The organism is Pseudomonas sp. 25 R 14, assembly GCF_900004755.1.
Taxonomy (GTDB): domain Bacteria; phylum Pseudomonadota; class Gammaproteobacteria; order Pseudomonadales; family Pseudomonadaceae; genus Aquipseudomonas; species Aquipseudomonas brenneri.
The window spans coordinates 60,606-76,354 of the sequence record NZ_CVTS01000040.1; the positions used below are offsets into that span (position 1 = coordinate 60,606).

A 15,749-nucleotide genomic window follows, 5' to 3' on the forward strand; every position below is an offset into this window, starting at 1 on the left:
CTCCTTTTTCTTGTTGTTGTCAGCTCAACGGCCAGTGGTGGTGACAGGCTTGGCGAACGGCTTTGGCGCTGCTCAGGTTGAGCAATTCCTGGCTCCGTTGCCGGCATTGCGCGGCGTCCAGATGGCGTACGCGATCCTTGATTTCGGCAATTTGTGGCGGGCTCACGGACAGCTCGCGCACCCCCAGGCCAACCAGCACCGGCGTGGCCAGCGGGTCAGAGGCCAGGGCGCCACACACACCGACCCACCGGCCATGCTTCGCCGCGCCTGCGCAGGTCTGGGCAATCAGGCGCAACAGCGCCGGGTGCAAGGCATCGACCCGGGCGGCCAGGCCGGCGTGGTCACGGTCCATGGCCAGGGTGTATTGCGACAGGTCATTGGTGCCGATGGACAAAAAGTCCGCATGTTCGGCCAGTTGTTCGGCCATCAGCGCGGCGGCCGGTACTTCGATCATCACTCCCAGTTCCGGGCGTTGGGTCAGTTCCAGTTCGGCGCACAGTTCATCCAGGCGCTGGCGGATGTGCAGCAACTCGTCGACTTCGCTGACCATCGGCAGCAGGATCCGGCAGCGGGCCAGAGGGCTGACTTGCAGGAGTGCGCGTAGTTGCTGGTCGAGCAGTTCCGGGCGCACCTGGGCCATGCGGATACCGCGCAGGCCCAGCACCGGATTGGCCTCGGCGGGCAGCGGCAGATAATCGAGTTGCTTGTCGCCGCCGACGTCGATGGTGCGGATGATCACGGACTTGTCGCCCATGGCATCCAGCACGCCCTGATAGGCCAGGCGTTGTTCCTGTTCATCGGGCGCGGTGTGGCGGTCAACGAACAGGAACTCGGTACGCAGCAGGCCAACGCCGTCGGCGCCGTTTGCAAAGGCAAGCTGTGCTTCGCTGCTGGAAGCCACATTGGCGGCGACTTCGACACCCACGCCGTCGAGGGTCTGGGCCGGCGTCCGGGCCAGGGTCTGTTGCTGCTGGCGCTTGAGTTTTTGCGCATCGCGGATCTGATGGACTTCGGCGTGTCGTGCCTCGTCAGGGTGCAGTTCGAGGCGGCCATTGGCAGCGTCCAGCACCACCCGTTGGCCTTGCGGTACATCCAGCACTTCGCCGCCCAATGCCACTACGCACGGCAAACCTTTGCCCCGGGCCAGGATCGCCACGTGGGAGGTGGCGCCGCCTTCGGCCATGCAGATACCGGCCACGTCTTGCGCGCTCAGTTGCAGCAGGTCCGAGGGAGTCAATTCATGGGCGACGACAATGGCGCCTGCTGGCAACTCGAAATGCCAGGCCTCGCCCAGCAATGCGCGCAGTACTCGTTGCTGCAAATCCCGCAGGTCGTTGGCGCGCTCGGCAAACAAGGGTTTGCCCAAGCCCAGCAACACTGCGCATTGGGCCTGGATTGCATTGCGCCAGGCATGGGTGGCGGCGCTGCCTTGTTCGATGGCGCCAGTGGCGGCGTCCAGTAGTGTCGGGTCTTCCAGCAGGGCCAGATGGGCGGCGAAGATCTCTTCTTCCTCGACGGCCTTGCGCTGGCGGGCGTGCTCCAGGGTGTTGCGGATTTCGCCGCGTACCTGTTCCAGGGCGCTGTCCAGGTGTTGCAATTGTTCATCACGCACGTGGTTGCCCGGGTCTTGCGGCAACTCGATGGTGTTGAGCCGCAACAGCGGCCCGCAGACCAGGCCAGGAGCGGCGCAGACGCCCTGCAATACGCCGGCTTCGCGGTTGACCGGGCGCGCCGTGACGATCACCGGGGCATGCACTGCTTCGTGGGGGGCGACGGATAACGCTGCGAGCAGTGCCTGCAACGCCGCATCACAATCCTTGCCCAGGCAGGTGACCTGTACCTCGTCCTGCTCACCGATGCCCAGGCCCATCAACCCGATCAGGCTGTCGCACGACGCTGATTTGCCGGCGAAATGCAGCTGCGACTGGCTGCTGAAACCTTGGGCGGTCTTGCGGATCAGGGCGGCGGGGCGTGCATGCAGGCCGCCGCGATGGGTGATGCGCACGCTGGCGCTGGCATGCGCCTGGGAGGTGTCGGCCACCGCGGCCTGCACGACGCCAGCCTGACGCGCGACGATGCGTAGCAATGCCTCGCCGACCTTCACTGTATTCAACGCCACCGGGCGCACTTCGAACTGGTCGCCATTGGTGAGGATGATCAAGCTGACCAGGCTTTTGCACTGGCGGGCGATGCGGTCCAGATCAAAGCGCACCAGGGCTTGCCCGTTGCTCACCCGCGTACCTTCCTTGACCTGCAAGGCAAAGCCTTCGCCTTGCAGTTGGACGGTGTCGATGCCCACGTGCAGCAGCACCTCGGCGCCATTGTCGGCGCGGATGGTCAGGGCGTGGCCGGTACGGGCAACATGGATCACCACGCCAGTGCACGGCGCATGCAGGCAGTCGTTGAGGGGGTCGATGGCAATCCCGTCGCCCATGGCGCCGCTGGCGAACACTTCATCTGGAACGTTGCCCAGGGTCAGCACCGGTCCGCTAAGGGGGGCGCTGAGGGTGAGGTCATTGTTATTGTTGGACATGGGCACGGTACTCATCAGGAAAACGCGGCAATCAACTCAATGGGTGCGAGTGACTTTGCTCAGGTGGCGGGGCTGGTCCGGGTCCATGCCCCGGGCCTGGGCCAAACCTGCAGCCATCACATAGAAACTCTGGATCGCCAGGATCGGGTCCAGGGCCGGGTGTTCGGCGCGGCTCAAGGTCAGATCGCGTTCGGCGATATCGTCGGGCGCGGCCAGCAGTACCCGGGCCCCGCGTTGGCGCATTTCCGTGGCCAGGGTCAGCAGGCCCGGCTGTTCGGCGCCGCGTGGGGCGAACACTAGCAGCGGGTAGTTGTCATCGATCAACGCCATCGGCCCGTGGCGCACTTCGGCGCTGCTGAAGGCTTCGGCCTGGATCGCCGAGGTTTCCTTGAGCTTGAGCGCGGCTTCCTGGGCGATGGCAAACCCGGCGCCACGGCCGATGACCATCAGGCGTTGGCAGTCGCGCAGGGCGTCGATGGCCAGGCTCCAGTCCTGGGTCGCCGCTTCGCGCAGGCCGGCGGGCAAGGCGTGACAGGCTTCGAGCAGACCATCTTCCTGATTCCAGTGCCCGACCAACTGGGCGCTGGCGCTCAAGGTGGCGATAAAGCTCTTGGTCGCGGCCACGCTGCGCTCGGGGCCGGCGCACAGCGGTACATGGAACTCACACGCGGCCTCCAGGGGCGAGTCCTCGGCGTTGACCAGCGACACACTCAACGCGCCGCGTTTGCGCAGCAGGCGCAGGCTGTTGACCAGGTCCGGGCTCTGCCCCGACTGGGAAAAACCGAAGGCCGCCTGGCCGCTGACCTTCAGCGGCGCCTGCGACAGCGTCACCACGGACATCGGCAACGACGCCACCGGAATGCCCACGTGCTGCATGGCCAGGTAGGCGAAGTAACTGGCAGCGTGGTCCGAACTGCCACGGGCGACGGTCATTGCCACTTGCGGTGGCTGGCGGCGCAGGCGGCCGGCGACCTCGGCCAGCAGCGGGTCGAGGCATTGCAATTGGGCCGCGACGGCCTCACAGGAGGACAGGGCCTCTTCAAGCATTTTTGAAGTCAATGGTTTCTCCTTCGACCATTACGTCGGTGAGGTGCAGGGAGCGGTCCAGGCGCACGCAGTCGGCAAAGCTGCCGGGTTGCAGGCGGCCGCGTTGTTCCAGGCCCAGATAGTCCGCAGGAAATTGCGACAGGCGCTGTGAGGCTTCGTTGATAGGCAGGCCGATCTTCACCAGGTTGCGCAGCGCCTGATCCATGGTCAGGGTGCTGCCGGCCAGGGTGCCGTCGGCCAGGCGTACGCCGCCCAGGCATTTGGTCACGGTATGGCTGCCCAGCTTGTATTCACCGTCGGGCATACCGGCGGCGGCGGTGGAGTCGGTGACGCAGTACAGGCATGGGATCGAGCGCAGGGCTACGCGCATGGCGCCGGGGTGCACGTGCAGCAGGTCCGGGATCAGTTCTGCGTAGGTCGCATGGGCCAATGCCGCGCCGACGATGCCCGGCTCGCGGTGATGCAGCGGGCTCATGGCGTTGTATAAATGGGTGAAACTGGTCGCGCCGGCGGCCAGGGCGGCGACGCCTTCTTCATAGCTGCCCAGGGTGTGGCCGATCTGCATGCGCACCCCGCGCTGGCTGAGGGCGCGGATCAGGCCGTCATGGCCGGCGATTTCCGGGGCAATGGTGATCACCCGGATCGGTGCCAGGCGCAAATACTCCTCGACCTCGGCCATCAACGCGGTGTGGGCGAAGTTGGGCTGTGCGCCGAGTTTGCCCGGGTTGATGTAGGGGCCTTCCAGATGCACCCCCAGCACGCGGGCGCTGCCGGCCGGGCGCTGTTCGCAGAACTGGCCGAGCTCGCCGAGCACCCGGGAGATTTCTTCGACCGGGGCAGTCATGGTGGTGGCCAGCAGCGAAGTGGTGCCGAAACGCACATGGGTGCGGGTGATGGTCTCGAAGGCGCTGCGGCCTTCCATGATGTCCTTGCCGCCACCGCCGTGCACATGCAGGTCGATAAAACCCGGCAGCAAGTAGGGCAGATCGTTGTCGGCCGGATCGCAAGGCACGCCTTCGACGGCGCTGACTTTGCCTTCGTGGTGCACCAGGCGGCCGCGAATCCAGCCGTGGGGCGTGAGGATATTGTCTTCGGACATGGCAGTTCTCTAAGGCCGCAACTCGGCGGCAAAGTCGTATCGACGCAGCTCTGCGACAAAGTCGTAGTAATCGTTGCGGCAGTAGGTGTCGGTGATCTCGATCGGCGTGTTGTCGGCGGTGTAGCCGACCCGGGTCATCAGCAACATGGCGGTGCCGGGGGCGATGCCCACCAGGGCGGCGAATTCGTCCGAGGCGTTGATTGCCTGGATATGCTGCAGGGCGCGCACCACCGGTTTGCCGATAGATTCCAGGTGTTCATAGAGCGAGCAGCCGATGGCCTGGGGCTTGGGAATGAGCGAGGCCGGCAGGGCGCTCATCTCGATGGCCATGACGGTGTCATCGGCTTTGCGCAGGCGCTTGAGGCGCGCCACTTTGTCGGTGGGCGACAGGCACAGGCGGATCAGCTCTTCGTGGGTCGGCGGGGTGATTTCGCGCTCCAGCCACTGGGAGCCGGGGACAAAACCCTTGAGCCGCAGCATCTCGCTGAACCCCGAAAGGCGCGACAGCGGTTGTTCCAGGCGCGGCGTGATAAAGGTGCCGGAGCCCTGGTTGCGACGGATCAGCCCTTGGGCGAACAGCACTTCGAGGGCTTTGCGGGCAGTCACCCGGGAAATGCTCAGTTGCTCGCTGAGCACGCGTTCCGAGGGCAAGGCCTGCTCGGATTTCCATTGCCCGGCATGAATCGCTGCTTCCAGGCTGCGGGCCAGTTGCAGATAAAGCGGCGTGGATTGTTTGTCGTCGGGGCGCAGGGCCTGGATAGGATTCATCTGTAGGTTTCCGATGCGGTTATTGGAGTGTTGTCGCCCGGTATTGGCCGGAAATTAATACCACTTAAATACCATGTCAATGCTGCCAAAAGCGCGCAGATGCCTGTTTTCAAGCACCTTAAAGGTGCCTGGTATCAAGTGGTATTAGAGAGGTCTTTATCGCGCGCAGAAAGACGCAGCCCCTGGCAGTGAAATGGTATTCACCGGCAGGGGCTGTGGGGGAGGCAGGTTTTTTTTGAATTATTTTACGAACGGTCGAAGGTTACGGGCGGATCTCGATCATCGTGCCGTCCTTGACCAGGTTCCACACTTCGCGCATGTCGACATTGCGCATGCCGATGCAGCCGTCGGTCCAGTCCAGGGTGTGGAACCACTGTTCGGGGTATTCCTCACTGTCTGGCGTGCCGTGGATCATGATCATGCTGCCGGGCTTGACCCCCTCGCGACGGGCGCGGGCGGCATCGCTGATGTTGGGGTAGGAGATATGCATGGAGAGGTTGAAGCGGTCGCTGGTCTTGCGCCAGTCGATCCAGTAGAAGCCTTCCGGGGTGCGGCGGTCGCCTTCGATCAGCTTGTGGCCCTTGGGGTTCTTGCCCAGGGAAATGCGGTAGGTCTTGAGTGGCTTGCCGTCGTTGATCAGTTGCAACTGATGGGCAGACTTGAGCACCAGGATCTTCTCGACGGGTTTACCGCCCAGGGTTTGCAGGGTGGTGGCGCACGACAGGCTGGCGAACGACAGGCAGAGCAGGGCAAGCAACCAACGCATTGGAACGATATCCGTATAAAGGCTTATTGCGCCGGTTGAGTCAGGGGCGGCACCGATTCGCTGCGCACGGGGAACACCTGTTGCCGACGGTCGGCGAAAAAGCATTCTAAGGTACGCCTGACCGTGCGGAAAGCCAGCTCGGACCAAGGGATGTCGGCTTCGTCGAACAACCTGACTTCCAGGCTCTCGGGGCCGGCGGCAAAGTCCAGGTCGATCAGTTCGGCCCGGTAGAAGATATGCACCTGGCTGATGTGCGGGACATCGATCAGCGTGTAGATATTCAGGTTGCGCACCCTGGCGCAGGCTTCCTCCAGGGTTTCGCGCATGGCGCCCTGTTCGACGGTCTCGCCGTTCTCCATAAAACCTGCGGGCAGGGTCCAGAAGCCCAGGCGCGGTTCGATGGCGCGCCGGCACAGCAACACCTGGTCGCCCCAGACCGGCAGGGTGCCGGCGACGATATTGGGATTCTGATAGTGAATGGTCTGACAGTGGTCACACACATAACGCAGGCGTGCGTCGCCTTCGGGAATGCGCTGGGTGACCGGTTTACCGCACTGGCTGCAGAAGTTCATGCTTGGGTTCCTGGGGACTGCGCCTATCTTGGCGTGCAGGGCAGTGGCCTGCAAGTTGTCGTTTAGCGACACCGCCAGGGTTTTGGGGTTGGGCACCCGTACGCTTTGGTGCATGATGCAAGGTAGCCAACAGATCGAGATGACTCATGCTGGACGAGCTACTTCGCCGGGTAAGCAATCACACACCACGCACGCTGGAAACTGACGGCCGTTTCCCTGAGGCCGCCGTACTGGTGCCGATTACCCGCAGTGACGAACCCGAGCTGATCCTGACCCTGCGTGCCAGCGGCCTGTCGACCCATGGCGGCGAAGTGGCGTTCCCGGGTGGGCGCCGCGACCCCGAAGACCCTGATCTGGTGTTCACCGCGTTGCGCGAGGCCGAAGAGGAAATCGGCCTGCCACCGGGCCTGGTGGAAGTGATCGGCCCCTTGAGCCCGCTGATCTCCCTGCACGGCATCCGCGTGACCCCGTATGTGGGGGTGATTCCCGATTACGTCGAGTACCTGGCCAACGATGCCGAGATTGCCGCGGTATTCAGCGTGCCCCTGGAGTTTTTCCGCCAGGACCCACGCGAGCATACCCACCGTATCGATTACCAGGGCCGCAGTTGGTATGTGCCCAGCTATCGGTTCGGTGAGTACAAGATCTGGGGACTGACGGCGATCATGATCGTCGAGTTGATCAACCTGCTCTATGACGATGCCGACATCAGCCTGCACCGTCCGCCAAAAAGCTTTATCAATACTTAAGCCATCGTTTGAATGGCAAGCCGTGAGGGAAGACCATGAAATACCGCCTGGGCGATGCCCGCGTCGAGACCCATCCGCACAGTTGGGTGGCGCCCAATGCCACGCTGGTAGGCAAGGTCAAGCTGGAGGAGGGGGCCAACGTCTGGTTCAACGCGGTGTTGCGTGGCGACAACGAACTGATCCTGATCGGCAAGAACAGCAACGTGCAGGACGGCAGCGTGATGCACACCGACATGGGTTACCCGCTGACCCTGGGCACTGGGGTGACGGTGGGGCACAACGCGATGCTGCATGGTTGCACCGTTGGCGACTACAGCCTGATCGGCATCAACGCGGTGATTCTTAACGGTGCAAAAATCGGCCGGCACTGCATCATCGGCGCCAATTCGTTGATCGGCGAGGGCAAGGAAATCCCTGACGGCTCGCTGGTGATGGGCTCGCCCGGCAAGGTGGTGCGGGAATTGACCGAGCAGCAGAAAAACATGCTTGAGGCCAGTGCTGCGCACTATGTGCATAACTCCCAGCGCTATGCCCGTGATCTGGTCGAGCAGGAAGAATGAGTGCAGTCGAACGCCCTGTCGCCTCGCCCTGCGTGAGCATTTGTGCGTTGGATGACGACGATATCTGCACCGGTTGCCAGCGCAATGTCGACGAAATCACCCGTTGGAGCCGCATGGACAACGCCGAGCGGCGGGTGGTACTGGGGTTGTGTCATGAGCGGGCGCTGGCCAGCGGGGTAGTATGGATGATTCCTGGTAAATCTGGCGGCTGATAGACCGCTATCGCGAGCAAGCCTGCTCCCACATTGGAATGCATTTCAAAATGTGGGAGCGGGCTTGCTCGCGAAGGGGCCCTTCCAGACGACATCCCTTTAATTGTGTACCCTGTGCGCATTACCCACAGGTCCCTCGCCCCATGCTCTTCCTGATCGCCTACATCAGCAGCGTCGTGCTGATCAACTTCGCCTTTTCCACCGCCCCGCACCTGGACGTCATCTGGTCCGCCTGGGGTGGCCTGGTGTTTATCCTGCGGGACATGGTGCAAACGCGCTTCGGCCACGGGGCGATCATCGCCATGCTCGCGGCATTGGTGCTGTCCTACCTCACCTCCGATCCGTCCATCGCCCTGGCCAGCGCCACGGCGTTCGCAGTGTCCGAGTGCATTGACTGGCTGGTCTTCAGCATCACCAAGCGACCGTTGCATGACCGCCTGTGGATCAGCTCGGCACTGAGCATTCCCCTCGATACCTTTATCTTTTTCGGCCTGATTGGCGCCCTGACGCCAGCGGTGGTCGGCACTGCACTGGCCTCGAAATTTGCCGGGGTCACCGTGGTGTGGCTGGCGATGGCCTGGCGTTTGCGTCGCCAGCGGCTCGCCAACTGAGGCCAATTGCTGCCGTTCATGTAAAATGCCGGCCTTTCTCCCCCTGATCCGCTCCCCTGAGGACCTGAGATGACCCGAATCGGAACTCCATTGTCGCCAACCGCGACCCGCGTATTGATGTGTGGCTGCGGTGAACTGGGCAAGGAAGTGGTAATCGAACTGCAGCGCCTGGGCGTTGAAGTGATTGCCGTGGATCGCTACGCCAACGCGCCGGCCATGCAAGTGGCGCATCGCAGCCATGTGATCAACATGCTCGACGGCGCGGCCCTGCGGGCGGTGATCGAGGCTGAAAAACCGCACTTCATCGTGCCGGAAATCGAAGCCATCGCCACCGGTACCCTGGTGGAGCTGGAAGCCGAAGGTTTCACCGTGATCCCTACCGCCCGTGCGGCGCTGCTGACCATGAACCGTGAAGGCATTCGTCGCCTGGCTGCTGAAGAGCTGGATCTGCCGACCTCGCCGTACCACTTCGCCGACACCGTGGAAGACTACCGCAAGGCCGTCGAAGACCTGGGCTTCCCTTGCGTGGTCAAGCCGGTGATGAGTTCGTCGGGCAAGGGCCAGAGCCTGTTGCGCAGTGCCGACGATGTACAGAAAGCCTGGGACTACGCCCAGGAAGGCGGGCGTGCCGGCAAGGGCCGGGTGATTATCGAAGGGTTTATCGACTTCGACTACGAAATCACTCTGCTGACCGTGCGTCACGTCGGCGGCACCACTTTCTGCGCACCTGTCGGTCACCGTCAGGAGAAGGGCGACTATCAAGAGTCCTGGCAGCCCCAGGCCATGAGCCCGGTGGCCCTGGCCGAATCCGAGCGCGTCGCCAAGGCTGTGACCGAGGCGTTGGGCGGTCGTGGCCTGTTTGGTGTGGAGTTGTTCATCAAGGGCGACCAGGTGTGGTTCAGCGAAGTCTCGCCGCGCCCGCATGACACGGGCCTGGTGACCTTGATTTCCCAGGACTTGTCGCAGTTTGCCCTGCACGCGCGGGCGATCCTCGGCCTGCCGATTCCGTTGATCCGCCAGTTCGGGCCGTCGGCGTCGGCGGTGATTCTGGTGGAAGGGCAATCGACCCAGACTGCGTTCGCCAATCTCGGTGCCGCCTTGAGCGAGCCGGATACCGCGCTGCGTCTGTTCGGCAAGCCAGAAGTGAATGGCCAGCGCCGCATGGGCGTGGCGTTGGCGCGGGATGAGTCGATCGAGGCTGCCCGGGCCAAGGCGACCCGTGCCTCACAGGCGGTGGTTGTAGAGCTCTAAAAGCATCGCGGGCAAGCCCGCTCCCACATTTGGATACATTCCCAATGTGGGAGCGGGCTTGCCCGCGATAGCGGTCTATCAGGCGACCTTGTTCAAATCATTATCCCGCGTCTCTTTCAGGCACAGCACCGCAATCAAGCTGAGCAACGCTGCCGCCGACACATACCCGCCGACATAACTCAGCCCACCCATCGCCACCAGTTTGGTCGCGAAAAACGGTGCGGCCGAAGCCCCTACGATCCCGCCCAGGTTATACGCCGCCGAAGCCCCGGTATAACGCACGCGTGTCGGGAACAATTCCGGCAACAACGCTCCCATCGGTGCAAATGTCACACCCATCAGGAACAGTTCCAGGCACAGGAACAACGCCACCGCCCAAGTCGAGCCATGGGTCAGCAGCGGTTCCATGGTAAAGCCGGAAAGAATCGCCAGCACCGCACCGACTATCAACACCGGTTTGCGCCCATAACGGTCACTGGCCAGGGCTGCCAGCGGCGTGGCGGCGCCCATGAACAACACGGCAAAGCACAGCAGGGCGAGGAAGGTTTCGCGGCTGTAGCCCAGGGTGCTCACACCGTAACTCAGGGAAAATGCCGTGGTGATGTAGAACAGCGCATAACACACCACCATCGCCGCCGCGCCCAGCAGCACCTGCAGCCAATGCTGGCTGAACAGTTCCACCAGCGGCACTTTCACCGGTTTTTCCTTGGCGACCGCGTTGGCGAACACCGGGGTTTCATGCAGCTTCAGGCGCGCATACAGGCCGACCATCACCAACGCTGCGCTGAGCAGGAACGGAATGCGCCAGCCCCAGCTGCGAAATTGTTCGTCGTCCAGATTCATGGCCAGGATCAGGAACAGCCCGTTGGCCGCCAGGAAACCAATGGAAGGCCCCAATTGCGGGAACATGCCGAACCAGGCGCGCTTGCCCTTGGGCGCGTTCTCGGTGGCCAGCAAGGCCGCGCCACCCCATTCGCCGCCCAGGCCCAGGCCCTGGCCGAAACGCAATACGCAGAGCAGGATCGGCGCCCAGGCGCCAATGGAGTCGTAGCCGGGCAGCAAGCCGATCAACGTGGTACAGACGCCCATCAACAAAAGAGAGGCGACCAGGGTCGACTTGCGCCCGATACGGTCACCGAAGTGCCCGAACAGCGCCGAGCCCAGTGGCCGGGCGATAAACGCGATACCGAAGGTCAGGAACGCTGCCAGCATCTGCGCGGTGCCGGAGCTCTGCGGGAAGAACACCGGGCCGATTACCAGTGCGGCGGCCGTGGCATAGATATAGAAGTCGTAGAACTCGATGGCCGTGCCGATGATGCTCGCGGTCGCGACCCGGCTGGTCGAGTTGGTCGGGGCGGCGGGCGCGGCCTCGTCATAGGTGGTGCTCATTGAGGTATCCCTGATGGTCATTGCGCCTTTGGCGCGGATTGTTATTGGTCTTGCACCCAGGGATCAGGGCAGTGCGCGGCATCGACTCGGGATGGGAGCGAGTGCCGGTCAGACTCGATAAAACGATGCCTGGACACGCTCAGTGCGGATAGCACGCGGTCGGGCGGGGCTTGGGTAAGCTGGATCGATTATAGGAAGGGGTTTGCGCTGCAAACAAGGGCTGGAGCGCGGTCTTTGGGGGTAAAGAGATCAAATGTGGGAGCGGGCCCATCCACGGTGAGTCAGTTGGCTATCGGTGCCGAACCGATATGCCAGATCAACACCTTGCTCACCCGGTTGTCCTCGGTCTCAAGGATTTCCAGGCGGTAGCGACCGATTTTCAGGCACACCGCGCAATCGGGAATGGTCTCCAGGGCTTCGGTCACCAGGCCGTTGAGGGTCTTGGGGCCATCGCTGGGCAGGTGCCAACCGAGGCACTTGTTCAATTCACGGATCGATACCGCGCCGTCAATCACATAACGTCCGTCTGGCTGGGCCTGGATCAGCGGGTTGTCCAGGCTCTGTTCGCTTTCGAATTCGCCGACGATCTCTTCCAGGATGTCTTCCAGGGTGACGATGCCCAGCACTTCGCCGTATTCGTCCACCACCATGCCCAGGCGGCGTTGCTGTTTGTGGAAATTGAGCAGCTGCAGCTGCAGTGGCGTGCTTTCCGGGACGAAGTACGGTTCATGGCAGGCTGCCAGCAGGGCGTCCTTGGTCAGGCTGGCATCGGGCAACAGATGCTGGATCTGCCGGGTGTTGAGCACCGCCTCGACCTGGTTGATATCGCTGTGGAACACCGGTAGCCGTGTGCGCTGGGAGGTGCGCAGTTGTTCGATGATGTCTTCGATGGGGTCGTCGAGGTTGATGCCGTCGACTTCACTGCGCGGCACCAGGATGTCATTGACGGTGATGTTGTCCAGGGCATGGATGCCAGGCATGCCCGGGGCACGGTCTTCGCTGTCGTCCGTGGCCTGCTCGTCGGCGTGGTCGGGCTGTGGCTCGTCGCTGTTCTTGACGACCCCGGACTTGCGGGCGAAAGGGCGCAGCAGCAGCAAACTGATGCCATTGAGGAGCCAGGCCAGGGGGTAGAGGATTTTCAGCGGTATGCCCAGCAGTGTATTGCCAAACCCCAGCACTGCATGTGGATAGCGGGTGGCGAGGGTGCGGGGCAGGTAGTCGGCCAGCACCAGCAGCAGCGCACTGGAGATCAGCCAGCCGAGCCAGGGACCGTTTTCGGCCCAGGCATAGATCGCCAACAGGGTGCAGAGGATCACCACCACCGCACGGCACAGGGTATTGCACAGGATCAGGCTGTTGCGGGGGAAGCTGAGGCGGGCGGCGGCCTTGTCACCCTGGCGCGTGCCGGGGCGCAAGGCCAGCAAGTGGTGCTGGGCCGCTTCGATGGCGGTAAACAGTGCCGACCATAAGACCAGCAGGGCCACTACCGCGAGCATGGGCTCAAGGGGCAAATTGTCCATAATCGCTGCCCGTCAGATATGCAGGATGAATTCGCGAACCAGCTTGCTGCCGAAATACGCCAGCATCAACAGGCAGAAGCCGGCCAGGGTCCAGCGGATTGCCTTGTGCCCACGCCAGCCGAGGCGGTTACGGCCCCACAGCAGCACGCTGAACACCACCCAGGCCAGGCATGCCAGCAGGGTCTTGTGTACCAGATGCTGGGCGAACAGGTTCTCGACGAACAGCCAGCCGGAAATCAGCGACAGCGACAACAGCGTCCAGCCGGCCCAGAGGAAGCCGAACAGTAGGCTTTCCATGGTCTGCAGCGGCGGGAAGTTCTTGATCAGCCCGGACGGGTGCTTGTGCTTGAGCTGGTGATCCTGCAACAGCAGTAGCAAGGCCTGGAACACCGCAATGGTGAACATGCCATAGGCCAGGATCGACAGCAGGATATGCGCGAGGATGCCCGGCTCCTCGTCAATCACCTGCACCGTGCCGGTGGGGGCGAATTGCGCCAGCAGCACCGTCAGCATGCCCAGGGGGAACAGCAACAACAGCAGGTTTTCTACCGGGATCCGCGCGCAGGCCAGCAGCGTCAAGGCAATCACGGCGGCGGCAATCAGGCTGGCGGCGCTGAAAAAGTCCAGGCCCAGGCCCACCGGGGTCATCAGGTGGGTGAACAGGCTGGCAGCGTGGGCCAGCAGGGCGAGCACGCCAAGCCCGGCCAGCAGGCGTTTGTCCGCCCTGGCGCGTTGGGCCAGGCGGGTGCCCTGATAGAGGGTCGCAGCGGCATACAAGAGTGCGGCGGCGAGACTGGGTAGCAAACTGGGTGACAAAGGGAGCATAAATCCTGTTAGGCAAGCCCGAAAGCCGATGAGTTTGGCACACACCTGCGTTCCACGAAAGACCAGCGGGCCAGACAGCGGGTGTGCATGGCGACAGTCTTCGCTATAATCCGCGACCTGCCCACGCCGCAGGCTCGCCGAGCGCTGTTTTTAATAGCGATTTATCACAGCCTGGGCCGCCATTACCTCGGTCTACCAATGCATTTCGATGAATAGGGCCTGAAAGGATCGCGCATGTTTGAAAATTTGACTGACCGTCTCTCGCAGACGCTGCGCCATGTCACCGGCAAGGCCAAGCTGACCGAGGACAATATTAAAGACACCCTGCGCGAAGTGCGCATGGCGTTGCTGGAAGCCGATGTCGCCTTGCCTGTGGTCAAGGACTTCGTCAACTCGGTCAAGGAACGTGCGGTCGGCACTGAAGTGTCCCGCAGCCTGACGCCGGGCCAGGCCTTTGTGAAGGTCGTCCAGGCCGAACTCGAAAGCCTGATGGGCGCGGCCAACGAAGATTTGAACCTCAGCGCCGTGCCGCCGGCCGTTGTGCTGATGGCCGGTTTGCAGGGTGCGGGTAAAACCACCACCGCTGCCAAGCTGGCGCGCTTCCTTAAAGAGCGCAAGAAAAAATCCGTGATGGTGGTCTCGGCCGACGTATACCGTCCGGCCGCGATCAAGCAGCTGGAAATGCTCGCCGGTGAAATCGGCGTGACATTCTTCCCGTCCGACCTGAGCCAGAAGCCGGTCGACATCGCCAACGCTGCTATTAAAGAAGCCAAGCTCAAGTTTATCGACGTGGTGATCGTCGATACCGCCGGTCGCCTGCACATCGATGAAGAGATGATGGGCGAGATCAAGGCGCTGCATGCCGCGATCAACCCGGTAGAAACCCTGTTCGTGGTCGACGCCATGACCGGCCAGGACGCGGCCAACACCGCCAAGGCCTTTGGCGATGCACTGCCGCTGACCGGCGTGATCCTGACCAAGGTCGACGGTGATGCCCGTGGCGGTGCCGCACTGTCGGTGCGCGCAATCACCGGCAAGCCGATCAAGTTCATCGGCATGGGCGAGAAGACCGAAGCGCTCGAACCGTTCCACCCTGAGCGGATTGCCTCGCGGATCCTCGGCATGGGCGACGTGCTCAGCCTGATCGAGCAGGCCGAGCAGACCCTCGACAAGGACAAGGCCGACAAACTGGCCAAGAAGCTGAAGAAGGGCAAGGGCTTCGACCTCGAAGACTTCCGCGACCAGTTGCAACAGATGAAGAACATGGGCGGCCTTGGCGGCCTGATGGACAAGCTGCCGAACATGGGCGGTGTGAACCTGGCGCAAATGGGCAATGCCCAGGGTGCGGCAGAGAAGCAGTTCAAGCAGATGGAAGCCATCATCAACTCCATGACCCCGGCCGAGCGCCGCGACCCTGAGCTGATCAGCGGTTCGCGCAAGCGTCGGATCGCCATGGGTTCCGGCACCCAGGTGCAGGACATCGGTCGCTTGATCAAGCAGCACAAGCAGATGCAGAAGATGATGAAGAAATTCTCGGCCAAAGGCGGCATGGCCAAAATGATGCGCGGCATGGGTGGCATGATGCCCGGCCGTGGCATGCCTAAAATGTAAAGAATTCGCGCAAGGGCTTGCTCTTGCGCAGACCCACAGGGATGTGGGATCTCCAGCAAACCCGCCGTTGGCGGGAGCTGACTCGCCGTTTTAACCGACGGCTCTATAGCAGATCTGAATGGCGCGCGGTCAGGTGCCGGAAAAAGACATTTGCAAAAGTCCGGATATTCCTTAGAATATGCGGCCTTTCGGGCACCCATGCCCGCTGTGCATTTAGATTTGCAGCACCGACTACA

At 62.6% G+C, this 15,749-nt stretch carries 15 protein-coding genes; 6 read left to right on the forward strand and 9 right to left on the reverse strand.

Translation table 11 applies throughout. The features are described 5' to 3' along the window. Window positions 1–19 precede the first annotated feature (19 nt). The 6 genes from ptsP to BFQ03_RS13290 form a co-directional block, all read right to left on the reverse strand. Entirely contained in the window at window positions 20–2,533 is a 2,514-nt protein-coding gene (ptsP, locus tag BFQ03_RS13265; protein WP_065943324.1) for a phosphoenolpyruvate--protein phosphotransferase, read from the reverse strand. Window positions 2,534–2,569: 36 nt separating this feature from the next. Then, window positions 2,570–3,592: an SIS domain-containing protein gene (locus BFQ03_RS13270; RefSeq protein ID WP_090290559.1), complete on the reverse strand. Its 1,023-nt coding sequence runs from the start codon at window positions 3,590–3,592 to the stop codon at window positions 2,570–2,572. Next, the gene (gene nagA, locus BFQ03_RS13275; protein WP_065943326.1) at window positions 3,573–4,679 is read right to left on the reverse strand and encodes an N-acetylglucosamine-6-phosphate deacetylase; all 1,107 of its coding nucleotides are present in this window, start codon (window positions 4,677–4,679) and stop codon (window positions 3,573–3,575) included. The genes BFQ03_RS13270 and nagA overlap by 20 nt, the downstream gene beginning before the upstream one ends. 9 nt (window positions 4,680–4,688) lie before the next feature. Then, entirely contained in the window at window positions 4,689–5,447 is a 759-nt protein-coding gene (locus BFQ03_RS13280) for a GntR family transcriptional regulator (RefSeq protein ID WP_032858256.1), read from the reverse strand. Window positions 5,448–5,709: 262 nt separating this feature from the next. Then, window positions 5,710–6,213, reverse strand: a complete 504-nt coding sequence (locus BFQ03_RS13285; RefSeq protein ID WP_029296160.1) for a L,D-transpeptidase family protein — start codon at window positions 6,211–6,213, stop codon at window positions 5,710–5,712. Between the two features lie 23 nt (window positions 6,214–6,236). Beyond that, the gene (locus tag BFQ03_RS13290) at window positions 6,237–6,785 is read right to left on the reverse strand and encodes an NUDIX hydrolase (protein WP_032858255.1); all 549 of its coding nucleotides are present in this window, start codon (window positions 6,783–6,785) and stop codon (window positions 6,237–6,239) included. 146 nt (window positions 6,786–6,931) lie between these two features. Between BFQ03_RS13290 and BFQ03_RS13295 the strand changes: the two genes are divergently transcribed. The 5 genes from BFQ03_RS13295 (at window position 6,932) to purT (ending at window position 10,168) form a co-directional block, all read left to right on the forward strand. Beyond that, window positions 6,932–7,534 carry a CoA pyrophosphatase gene (locus BFQ03_RS13295; protein ID WP_029296164.1) on the forward strand — a complete coding sequence of 201 codons (603 nt, stop codon included), beginning with the start codon at window positions 6,932–6,934 and terminating at the stop codon, window positions 7,532–7,534. Between the two features lie 35 nt (window positions 7,535–7,569). Continuing rightward, window positions 7,570–8,094 (forward strand): gamma carbonic anhydrase family protein, encoded by a 525-nt coding sequence (locus BFQ03_RS13300; protein ID WP_032858254.1) that lies wholly within the window; start codon window positions 7,570–7,572, stop codon window positions 8,092–8,094. Continuing rightward, window positions 8,091–8,306: a DUF1289 domain-containing protein gene (locus tag BFQ03_RS13305; RefSeq protein ID WP_032858253.1), complete on the forward strand. Its 216-nt coding sequence runs from the start codon at window positions 8,091–8,093 to the stop codon at window positions 8,304–8,306. Before BFQ03_RS13300 ends, BFQ03_RS13305 begins: the two co-directional genes overlap by 4 nt. A gap of 143 nt (window positions 8,307–8,449) precedes the next feature. Continuing rightward, on the forward strand, window positions 8,450–8,917 hold the full coding sequence (locus tag BFQ03_RS13310) for a VUT family protein (protein WP_032858252.1): 468 nt from the start codon (window positions 8,450–8,452) through the stop codon (window positions 8,915–8,917). Window positions 8,918–8,986: 69 nt separating this feature from the next. Next, a complete protein-coding gene (purT, locus tag BFQ03_RS13315; protein ID WP_032858251.1) occupies window positions 8,987–10,168 on the forward strand; it encodes a formate-dependent phosphoribosylglycinamide formyltransferase in 1,182 nt (393 codons plus the stop codon). 78 nt (window positions 10,169–10,246) lie between these two features. Here purT and BFQ03_RS13320 read toward each other — a convergent pair whose 3' ends face one another. The 3 genes from BFQ03_RS13320 to ccsA form a co-directional block, all read right to left on the reverse strand. Next, window positions 10,247–11,557: an MFS transporter gene (locus BFQ03_RS13320; protein WP_065943327.1), complete on the reverse strand. Its 1,311-nt coding sequence runs from the start codon at window positions 11,555–11,557 to the stop codon at window positions 10,247–10,249. A gap of 281 nt (window positions 11,558–11,838) precedes the next feature. Further along, window positions 11,839–13,077: a transporter associated domain-containing protein gene (locus tag BFQ03_RS13325; protein ID WP_032858247.1), complete on the reverse strand. Its 1,239-nt coding sequence runs from the start codon at window positions 13,075–13,077 to the stop codon at window positions 11,839–11,841. Window positions 13,078–13,089: 12 nt separating this feature from the next. Beyond that, window positions 13,090–13,893: a cytochrome C assembly family protein gene (gene ccsA, locus BFQ03_RS13330; RefSeq protein WP_169852259.1), complete on the reverse strand. Its 804-nt coding sequence runs from the start codon at window positions 13,891–13,893 to the stop codon at window positions 13,090–13,092. Window positions 13,894–14,136: 243 nt separating this feature from the next. On the opposite strand from ccsA, the gene ffh reads away from it, so the two are divergent. After that, entirely contained in the window at window positions 14,137–15,513 is a 1,377-nt protein-coding gene (gene ffh / locus BFQ03_RS13335) for a signal recognition particle protein (protein WP_032858245.1), read from the forward strand. The last annotated feature ends 236 nt before the right edge of the window (window positions 15,514–15,749 follow it).

What these genes read in the sequence shown, in the direction of transcription:
- BFQ03_RS13290 (WP_032858255.1), bottom strand. Translation starts at nt 6,785, where the DNA reads ATGAACTTCTGCAGCCAGTGCGGTAAACCGGTCACCCAGCGCATTCCC.
- BFQ03_RS13310 (WP_032858252.1), top strand. Translation starts at nt 8,450, where the DNA reads ATGCTCTTCCTGATCGCCTACATCAGCAGCGTCGTGCTGATCAACTTC.
- ptsP (WP_065943324.1), bottom strand. Translation starts at nt 2,533, where the DNA reads ATGTCCAACAATAACAATGACCTCACCCTCAGCGCCCCCCTTAGCGGA.
- BFQ03_RS13295 (WP_029296164.1), top strand. Translation starts at nt 6,932, where the DNA reads ATGCTGGACGAGCTACTTCGCCGGGTAAGCAATCACACACCACGCACG.
- BFQ03_RS13280 (WP_032858256.1), bottom strand. Translation starts at nt 5,447, where the DNA reads ATGAATCCTATCCAGGCCCTGCGCCCCGACGACAAACAATCCACGCCG.
- BFQ03_RS13305 (WP_032858253.1), top strand. Translation starts at nt 8,091, where the DNA reads ATGAGTGCAGTCGAACGCCCTGTCGCCTCGCCCTGCGTGAGCATTTGT.
- BFQ03_RS13325 (WP_032858247.1), bottom strand. Translation starts at nt 13,077, where the DNA reads ATGGACAATTTGCCCCTTGAGCCCATGCTCGCGGTAGTGGCCCTGCTG.
- BFQ03_RS13320 (WP_065943327.1), bottom strand. Translation starts at nt 11,557, where the DNA reads ATGAGCACCACCTATGACGAGGCCGCGCCCGCCGCCCCGACCAACTCG.
- BFQ03_RS13285 (WP_029296160.1), bottom strand. Translation starts at nt 6,213, where the DNA reads ATGCGTTGGTTGCTTGCCCTGCTCTGCCTGTCGTTCGCCAGCCTGTCG.
- purT (WP_032858251.1), top strand. Translation starts at nt 8,987, where the DNA reads ATGACCCGAATCGGAACTCCATTGTCGCCAACCGCGACCCGCGTATTG.
- ffh (WP_032858245.1), top strand. Translation starts at nt 14,137, where the DNA reads ATGTTTGAAAATTTGACTGACCGTCTCTCGCAGACGCTGCGCCATGTC.
- nagA (WP_065943326.1), bottom strand. Translation starts at nt 4,679, where the DNA reads ATGTCCGAAGACAATATCCTCACGCCCCACGGCTGGATTCGCGGCCGC.
- BFQ03_RS13300 (WP_032858254.1), top strand. Translation starts at nt 7,570, where the DNA reads ATGAAATACCGCCTGGGCGATGCCCGCGTCGAGACCCATCCGCACAGT.